The sequence below is a fragment of the Pseudonocardia sp. KRD291 genome (assembly GCF_019263595.1).
In the GTDB taxonomy this organism is placed as follows: Bacteria; Actinomycetota; Actinomycetes; order Mycobacteriales; family Pseudonocardiaceae; genus Pseudonocardia.
On sequence record NZ_JADQDD010000280.1, the window covers coordinates 1 to 7,947 of the forward strand.

Below are 7,947 nucleotides of genomic sequence, written 5' to 3' on the forward strand. Positions count from 1 at the left end.
ACCCGCCGTGACCTGCGCAGACCCGCTGGGGTCCGATAACGCAACATTATCGGGCACTAGGTGCCGCGTTGTCCGTCAGTGGTCGGTCGGCGGGATTACGCCAGGGGCGGCGACGCGCCAGGTGTGGCGGCCGTTGGTCGTGATGCTGGCCGCGGCGCCGGTCAGCAGCGAGTGTGACCGCTGGGCACTTCATTCGCCCCGCTCGACAAGCCGCTCCGCTCAATATTCAAGCAAACTCTGCGTGTTCTGCTACAACTGTGGGCGTGGACGAGGACTCTGCAGCACGCGCGATGCTGGACCAGGTCGTTTTGGACTGGAACGGCCAAGGTGTCCTTCGGGACCTGAGTCAGCTCACAGCCACAGTCTGGTGGAAGAACCTGGACCGCTTCGAGTCGGTCCTTGGGGACGACGCGGTAACTCTCGGGGTGCAGTCCAGTCGCAACGTCTGCAACCTCGCGGTCAGTCACTTCCAGGGTGTCGACGGGGTCACGGCCCGCAAGCCCAGCACGTTGGAGCTGAGTCACCAGGGGCGAGTCCTGCACATCAGCAAGGCCAGATCCCGTACCCGAGGCTGGGATCCGCACTTGATCAACTGGGCGGAGAGCGAAGTTCGTATGGTGAGCGCCGAGGCCAACTCCAAGGCGTACATGCCGGCAAAGGGCACGTTGTTCGAGACCTATGGCCCGCTGCCAGGGCAGCCGAACGACCCTGCCCTGCTCAAGCACCTGCACTTGCTCTGGCAGGGCTTCGACGACGGCTCTACCCGCTCCTGGGTCGGATTCCCGAGGCTGGGTAACTCGCCCTGGTATGCGGTCGCGCTCCTCGGCGACAACCCCGGCCGCGGAGCTACTCGTCTCGATCCCACGAACGGGCCGCTGCCGGTCGGACCCGGCGATTTCGACGCCCTCGGTGAGCCCCCGCTGTCTCTGGCCCGCCGCACCGACAAGATCGAGCGAGACGGCCGCTCGCGGCCGGCGGGAGCATGAACAAGCCCGACGAGCTGCACCAGGCACGGCAGCGCGCTGCTGCCCGCCGCGCTGCTGGGGTCGTAGTCGACTTCGATCCGGCCCGCCTCTCGCTCGCTCGCCGCCTCACTGCATGGCCCAGGACCCGTCTGGCCCGCGCCGTTGACATCACCCCATCGGCGATCACCCAGTACGAGAAAGGCCAGACTAAGCCGACCCTGCCGGTGCTCGAGAAACTCGCTGATTGCCTCGAGGTCCCGGTGGAGTTTCTCCGCGCCGGTAGTCCTGTCCCCGGGTTGTCCGCTGCTGGGGCGCACTTTCGCAGCCTGCGCTCAACGACCGTGCTGCAACGCGACCAAGCTCTCTCCTTTGGCGAGCTTGCCCTCGCTGTGTTCACAGCCCTTGAACACCACGTCGAGCTCCCCCCGGTCGGGCTGCCCGAACTCGACGTCCCCGCCGAGCTCGACCCGTCAGCGATTGCCACCCTCGCCGATCAGGCCCGGGAGGAGATGGGGATCCCTGCCGGCCCGGTCCCGCACATCGTGCGTCTCCTCGAGGCGCACGGTGTCGCCGTGGTCCGGCTTGAGGACGCCAGCAAGAAAGTCGACGCGTTCAGCCACCAACAGGGCCAACGCCCGTTGGTTCTACTCAGCCCCGCCAAACAGGACAAGGCCCGTAGCCGTTTTGATGCCGCCCACGAACTCGGGCACCTGCTCATGCACCATGACGTCGAACCCGGATCCCGCCTGGTCGAGCAGCAGGCTCATACCTTCGCCGCGGACTTCCTCACCCCGGCTTCTCAGATCATCGGCGATCTACCCGACAAGCTCGACTGGGTCGTGTTTCACCAACTCAAGCGACGCTGGGGCATCAGCCTCAAGGCACTAGTCGTACGGGCTCACACCCTCGGCCGGATCAACCCCACGACTTACCAGCGAGGGATGCGGCAACTCAGCACCTGGGGTTACCCCGAACCTGGCAGCCTCGGACCACCCGAAGCCCCGGTCTTACTGCCTCGAGCTCTCGAACTGGTCGGCCCTACCGATGACACCCTCGCGCAACTCGCCGATGACTGCGGGCTGCCCATCGGGCAGGTCAAACGCATCTGGCATGCCTGCGGGGGCGCCGAGATCCGCCCAGCCGTCACCTTCACCAGCATCGACGAGCAAGCCTGACCGCCCTACCGATCTTCGTGGTGCCGCAGGGCGGTTGCCAGGGACCACCGCGGCCGCGATTCCGCGGGGTCGCGCGAGGGGTGAGCGCGGATCCCCCGAGTCAGGGAGTTCAGCCCTGGAGTCCCGCTCTCGCGCGCTCGACGTGCAGGTAAGTGAGAACGCGCTCATCACGTGGTGGAAAACGTCGAGTCCGACAGCAGCGACGACCGGCGGCGACGGAACGCCTCCGCCGAGCAAGCACTCCGCGAGCTTCCATCAGTGCAGCCAGAGCACGCGCAGGACCTCGACGCGTTGCTCGCGTTCCAGGATCAGGAAGATCGCCTGGGCGGTGTATCCGGGCGGGCCGAACGCCAGGCGGCGCATGACACCGTCGGGCTTGGCGTCGGTGTAGGGCTCGCTACTCCAGGGCGCGAGCTCGAGCAGGTCGAGGACCTGGGCGTAGTGGGGGAGCAGCCCGTCGGGCAGGGCGTTGACCTGGGCGTTGACCTCGCCGTCGGTGACGACCTGATACATCGAGCTACTGCTGGCCGAGCCGGCGGGCGATCATGGCGCGTTGGTCGTCGGCGGTCACCGTGCCGCGCTCGGCGCCGGCCAGGACGCGATCGGCGCGGTCGAGCATCCGGCGATGGGCGACGGCGTCATGTCGGGTCATCGCGGCGATGGCGCGCCAGCGCTCGAGGACACGGTAGACGTCGGTGAGGTCGAGGTCCTCGGCCGCGCGAGCCATGGCGGCCCGCCATTCGCGGTCGAACTGGCCGACCTCCTCGGCGAGCAGCGCGCGCCGCACCTCGCCCGGTGTGGCCGGCGGGGGAGGGGTCGGGGTCTCCCGGCTTGTGGGTTCGGCTGTCACATCCCGACGGTATCGCCCAAGGCGACGCTGCGCGTCCGTAGTCGTCTCTCACATCGACGATCGCCACGGCCAGGTCGACTGTTGCACGACCGTGAGAGCGACCCGCCGCCCCGCCGCCAGACGCCCCGACCGGTGCGGTGCCGTGCCTGGGCAGCCAGCCCGCCCCCCGCAAGATGAGCCCTCGCCTGGATGTCGCGTCGGGCCTTGAGGGACCGGTCTCGCAGGCAGGACCCGCAGGCAGCGAAGTAGCCGCTGGGCTGTGGGTCGGCTGCGCGCCGCCTTTGGCTACTGCTCGCTTATGAGAGACTGAAGTCGTTCGAAGGAACTGGAGGGTCCGATGACACTGGTCAACGACAGCGGAACATCCCGGGTCGGCGTGTCCGACCCCCGGACCGCGGTGACCGAGGCCCTCGGCTCGCTTCGCGTCGACGGGCTGGAGCCTGGACCCTTCGGTTCGGCGGTCCTTCGTGACGTCGCCGCGGGCGAGGTTAGCTACGCCGACGCTGTCGCCAGGATCGTGGCCCACTACCGCCGGTGAGCTGGGACCCCTACCTGGACCTCGAGCACGGCGTACTTCGCAACCGCTTCGCCATCACCGATGCCGAGACCCTCGCCCGAGTCGAGTCCGAGCTGACCGCGGTACGGATCGCGGAACTGACGCAGAACCCGCTGCCCGGGCGCTACGACCTCGCCCTGCTGCAGAGCTTGCACTGGCACATCTTCTCCGACATCTACTCCTGGGCCGGTCAACTGCGCACCGTGGCCCTGGGCAAGGGCCGGCACCTCTTCTGCCCACCCGATCAGCTCACCGTCAAAGGGGAGGCCGTGTTCGCCGACCTCGCCGACGGCGACTACCTACGAGGACGGGACCGTCCGGCGTTCGTGCGAGGGCTCACCGATGTGTTGAGCGCGCTCACCTACCTGCACCCGTTCCGGGAAGGGAACGGACGGGCACAACGACTGCTGCTCACACAGCTCGCACGCGAAGCCGGCTACAACCTCGACTGGGCACTTCTCGACCCAGCCGACAACATCGCCGCAAGTCGTGCCGCGCACGAGGGCGACCACAAGCCCCTTCGGCGGGCGCTCGATGATCTGGTGGGCCCGGCGAGCTAGCGGTCAGCGGAGGGCGCATTCACCCGTGCGGACGAAGAGTCGAGTAACCATCGGCGTTGACTTCGGCGTAGCCGCCACGAATGGACTCAGCGTCGGCATTGAGGTGGCGCCAGTCGCGCCGCTTGCTCAGGTCGCGTGTGCGGGCGCGAATAGCGCGCAGGTTGCCATGCGCGACCAGGACCTGGTCCTGGCCGAGGGTGCGGACATCTCCGGGGCGCATCGTCGGGACAGTCTCGACGCTGCGGGTGTCGCGGCCACCGCCGAAGAATCCGTCGGTCTGGGTCTGGCTGCGTAGCTGCTCGTGCTCGCCGAACACGGTGGAGAGCCACCGCAGGGTCGTGGCGTCGGAGATACCGCCGAAGACGACCTTGGTGCTGGAGTTCTCCAGCAGCGCCGCGGCGGGGCCTTCACCGAAGGCGCCTTGGAGCTGGGCGACCGACTGCACCGCCCAGTGCGTGAGCACACCGCGGCCGGCGGCGTCGGAGATGACGTCGGGGAGCCCGGGCATCGGGGTGGAGTTGGTGAGCTCGTCGAGGACCGCCACCGCCGGCGGGTCAAGGCGTTCGCCAGGACCCACCAGCGCCATGTCCTGGGCGGCGTGGAGCCACTCCTCGGCCAGAGCGGTAAGCAGCGGTACCCAGTCAGGGGCCTGGCGGCGCCCGGCCACGACATACACCGTGCCGCCGGAGCCGATGAGCGAGCGCAGATCCACCGCCTCATTCGGCGCCGGCGAGCAGAAGGCCCGCACCCGGGGGCTGGCCAGGGGTTCGAGGACGCGGCGCACGCTCATCCAGACCGCGTCCGCGGTCCTGGCCGTCATGTTCGCCTCGGCCTTTAGGTCGGCTGCGATCTTGGGGTGTCCGCGTTTGGCGAGGATCTCCGTCGGCGCTGTGCCTTGCCGGTTCGCCGCCCACGTCAACAGGTCGTCCACTCCGGCGGTGGGGTCGAGCGCGGCGGCCATTAGGTAGGCGCGCATCACCATGACGGCGCGTTCGCGGAAGACTCGGTCGTTGCCGGCGCCACGGCCGTCGCCGGCTTCCACGGTGACTGCGGCTGCCTCGACGAGGGTCATGGCCCGGCGTCGTGCGGTCTCGGGGTCGGCGCAGCCGGTGATCGGTGACCACTTCAGGGTTGCCGGCCAGGAGACGGTGTCGGTGGTGTCGAGGACCAGGACGGGACCCGCGCCGGACCGGCGGGTGCGGGCGAGTGCGGTGTGAAGCAGGATGTCGGGTTTGGTCGACTGGCACCACATCGCGCCCGGTGCGGCGAGCGCGATCGGGGTGATCAGGCGCCGCGTCTTACCGGCCTGGGTCGGGGCGATGATCCCGACGTGGTGGCGGTGCGGGACGACGACGGGCCCGCCCGCTCCCTCGCCGACCGGTGTCCCCATCTCCTCGGCGGGGGACCCGGGCGGCAAGGTCGGGCGGGTGTAGCGGGCCTGCTGGCGGCAGGCTGCAGGGGAGACCTGGCGGCGCATCTCGCGGCGGGTGGCATGCCCGGCCGGGGTCGGACCCCACCGCCTCCAGAACGGGACGCCGAGCAGGACCACCACCGCGGCGGCGACCACGACGAAAACCGCCAACGTCGCCCAGAACAGGCCCCGCTGGTCGCTGAGCGCCGCGTACGGCGCCGGCAACGGCGCGAACGACTCGCCGCTCAGCGCGGCCAGGCTGATCACCGCCTCGGGCAGGCTCGGCCACGCAACAGGCCCCCCAGCGAGAGCGCCGGCCAGCGCGAGTGCCGCCATGGACAGCACCGCCAGCACCACCACCGGGGCGACCACGATGAGCACTATCCCCAGCAGCAGCCATTCCTGACTGGCCTGTGCCCGTGCCGTGACTGCCATCGAGTCCTCCTGGGATCAGATCCGCACTCAGCCGCGGCCGAGTGCGTGGTGAGCAGGCGGGCCGACCTGCGCTTGGTAGGTAGTGACGTGCCAGTCCGCGGCGTCGATCGCGGTGTCGGGGTCGGGGAAGGCGCCGGCCTGCCGGCTCGCGGAGACGGCGATGAGCCGGCCGTCGTGGCGGCGGTGGGCGTAGACCTGGTCGCTGTAGCCGCCGGCGGGTGGGTAGGTGCGGATCGCGCCCTGCCCGGTGGGCCGGCCCACGGCGTCCTGAACGGCCTGGGGGAGTAGGCCGACAGCCGATTCGGTCGTGCGGATGTCAGGGCCAGCCGCGGAGTCTTCGCCTGTCTGGGGTGGTCGCGACCAGCGCTGCACCGTCGGAGGTGGCCCGGTCAGCTGGTGCGCGGCGAGCTGGACGGTCCAGGGTGAGCTGCCTGGGCGCAGGCGCGGGCGGCCGTCTGCTGTGGTGCCGTCGGGGACGAGGCGGCGGCGTGCTCGGATGCTGAGCAGGGTGTCGGTGTTGATCCACCAGGCGTCGATGTCGTGCCAGTGGGTGCCGTCCGGGCTGCGGCGGGTGGTGGGGTCGTGGGCCCACGCGGCGAGCGCCGCATTGCGGCACCATCCGGCCGAGTGCAGAAGGTGCAGGGCCTGGTCGGGGAGCCGGGCCCATCCGGAGCGTTCCTCGTGCCGCCAGGTGATCCGGGCGACTCCGGGGTTCGCGGCGGGTGCGGGCGCTCCGCTGGGCGGTCGGGTTGCCGGTGCCGCCGGTGCTGGGCGGCGTTCGAGGAAGCTCATCAGTGGCGCCTTCCGTGGGGTGGCCCCGAGGTGGAGGGGCCGCGGCGGTTGCCGCCGGTGGTGCGGCGTAGTCGTGCGGTGGCTCGGTGGGTGGCGTCGGTGAGGGCGAACCAGGCCCAGGTCAGGGCGCGCAGAACCCAGCAGGCCGCCGCGACCCACACGATCAGCAGCAGCACCAGCGCGACCCACGGCCGAGGCCCGGCGGGGAGCAGGGCGAGAGCGGCGGGCCCGGCGACCCAGTAGACGAACGCGACCCCAGCCACGACGCAGGCTTTGCCCGATCGGCTGCGGGGCAGCGGCGCGATCCGCCACGCGGCCAGCAGCACCGGCCCCAGGCCGCGGTGCGGATCGATCCGCCCGACCGGCCACCCAGGCGGCCAGGAGCCCGGCTGCGGTGGGGGAGGGGTCGGAGGCGTCCAGCTCTCCGCCGCGGTCGGGACGTAGTCGGTGTAGGCGACGGCCGGGCCGGCGGGGACGTAGTCGACGCCGCCGGGCGGCGGAGGCTGATCCGCCGCGGCCGCCGGATCAACGTCGGCGGCCTGAGCGTCGGCGCGGGTGGCGTCGTAGTCGGCGAGGCGGACGGGGTCGGAGAGAACCGCGTAGGCGGCCGCGACGTCGCGGAACCGGGCCAGCGCGGCCGGGTCGGAGTTCAGGTCGGGGTGCAGCTCGCGGGCGAGGCGCCGGTAGGCGCGACGCACATCCTCGGCGCTCGAGTCCGGCTGCAAGCCGAGCTCGGCGTAGAGGTCACGCCCGGGGTGGCGGTGCACGGTCATCGGATAGCACCCCGCACCGACAGAACCGTGGTCATGGGCCACCTCGCGGGGTGGCGTCAGCCAGCGCGGCGGTCACCGGGGGTGCGGGCTGCCCGGCGGGCCCGGCGATGTGGCGGACCGCGACGACCTCGTCGGACCAGTCGCTCAACGGCTGCAGCACGACGCCTGTGGAGGAGTCGTAGGCGTTGACGACCAGGCCGTTGCCGACGTACATGCCGACGTGGCGCGGGTTCGACGGCGAGCCGAGGGAGCCCGGGATGAACACCAGGTCCCCGGGGGCGATCTGGGCGATCGAGGCGGGGGTGCCGGCGGTCTTCTGGTTGACCGTGCCGGCCGGGACCGGCACGCCGGCGGCGGCCCAGGCGGCGAGCATCAGCCCGGAGCAGTCGAACCCGTCGGGGCCCTTGGCGCCCCAGACGTAGGGCTTGCC

Annotated in this window: 10 protein-coding genes; 4 read left to right on the top strand and 6 right to left on the bottom strand. The window is 70.7% G+C overall.

Going from position 1 to position 7,947, the window contains the following annotated elements; translation table 11 throughout:
- Window positions 1–263 precede the first annotated feature (263 nt).
- Together I4I78_RS26980 and I4I78_RS26985 are read left to right on the top strand one after the other, a co-directional pair.
- Window positions 264–986 (top strand): hypothetical protein, encoded by a 723-nt coding sequence (locus tag I4I78_RS26980; RefSeq protein ID WP_218614312.1) that lies wholly within the window; start codon window positions 264–266, stop codon window positions 984–986.
- The gene (locus I4I78_RS26985) at window positions 983–2,140 is read left to right on the top strand and encodes an ImmA/IrrE family metallo-endopeptidase (RefSeq protein ID WP_218614313.1); all 1,158 of its coding nucleotides are present in this window, start codon (window positions 983–985) and stop codon (window positions 2,138–2,140) included. The genes I4I78_RS26980 and I4I78_RS26985 overlap by 4 nt, the downstream gene beginning before the upstream one ends.
- Window positions 2,141–2,395: 255 nt before the next feature.
- Here the strand turns inward: I4I78_RS26985 and I4I78_RS26990 are convergent, their stop codons facing one another.
- On the bottom strand, window positions 2,396–2,653 hold the full coding sequence (locus I4I78_RS26990) for a hypothetical protein (protein ID WP_218614321.1): 258 nt from the start codon (window positions 2,651–2,653) through the stop codon (window positions 2,396–2,398).
- Window positions 2,654–2,657: 4 nt separating this feature from the next.
- Window positions 2,658–2,990, bottom strand: a complete 333-nt coding sequence (locus I4I78_RS26995; protein WP_218614314.1) for a DUF6247 family protein — start codon at window positions 2,988–2,990, stop codon at window positions 2,658–2,660.
- Window positions 2,991–3,327: 337 nt separating this feature from the next.
- Here I4I78_RS26995 and I4I78_RS34325 point away from each other — a divergent pair, with 337 nt between their 5' ends.
- Window positions 3,328–3,528 (top strand): antitoxin VbhA family protein, encoded by a 201-nt coding sequence (locus I4I78_RS34325; protein ID WP_218614315.1) that lies wholly within the window; start codon window positions 3,328–3,330, stop codon window positions 3,526–3,528.
- On the top strand, window positions 3,525–4,106 hold the full coding sequence (locus I4I78_RS27005) for a Fic family protein (protein WP_218614316.1): 582 nt from the start codon (window positions 3,525–3,527) through the stop codon (window positions 4,104–4,106). Before I4I78_RS34325 ends, I4I78_RS27005 begins: the two co-directional genes overlap by 4 nt.
- 19 nt (window positions 4,107–4,125) lie before the next feature.
- On the opposite strand, the gene I4I78_RS27010 is transcribed toward I4I78_RS27005, so the two are convergent.
- The 4 genes from I4I78_RS27010 to I4I78_RS27025 all read right to left on the bottom strand — a co-directional run.
- A complete protein-coding gene (locus I4I78_RS27010) occupies window positions 4,126–5,952 on the bottom strand; it encodes a type IV secretory system conjugative DNA transfer family protein (RefSeq protein WP_218614317.1) in 1,827 nt (608 codons plus the stop codon).
- Window positions 5,953–5,979: 27 nt separating this feature from the next.
- Window positions 5,980–6,744, bottom strand: coding sequence for a hypothetical protein (locus I4I78_RS27015; protein ID WP_218614318.1), 765 nt, complete (start codon window positions 6,742–6,744; stop codon window positions 5,980–5,982).
- Window positions 6,744–7,517, bottom strand: a complete 774-nt coding sequence (locus I4I78_RS27020; RefSeq protein ID WP_218614319.1) for a J domain-containing protein — start codon at window positions 7,515–7,517, stop codon at window positions 6,744–6,746. Before I4I78_RS27020 ends, I4I78_RS27015 begins: the two co-directional genes overlap by 1 nt.
- Before the next feature lie 31 nt (window positions 7,518–7,548).
- The coding region (locus I4I78_RS27025) for a C40 family peptidase (protein WP_218614320.1) at window positions 7,549–7,947 on the bottom strand (399 nt) is incomplete at its 5' end.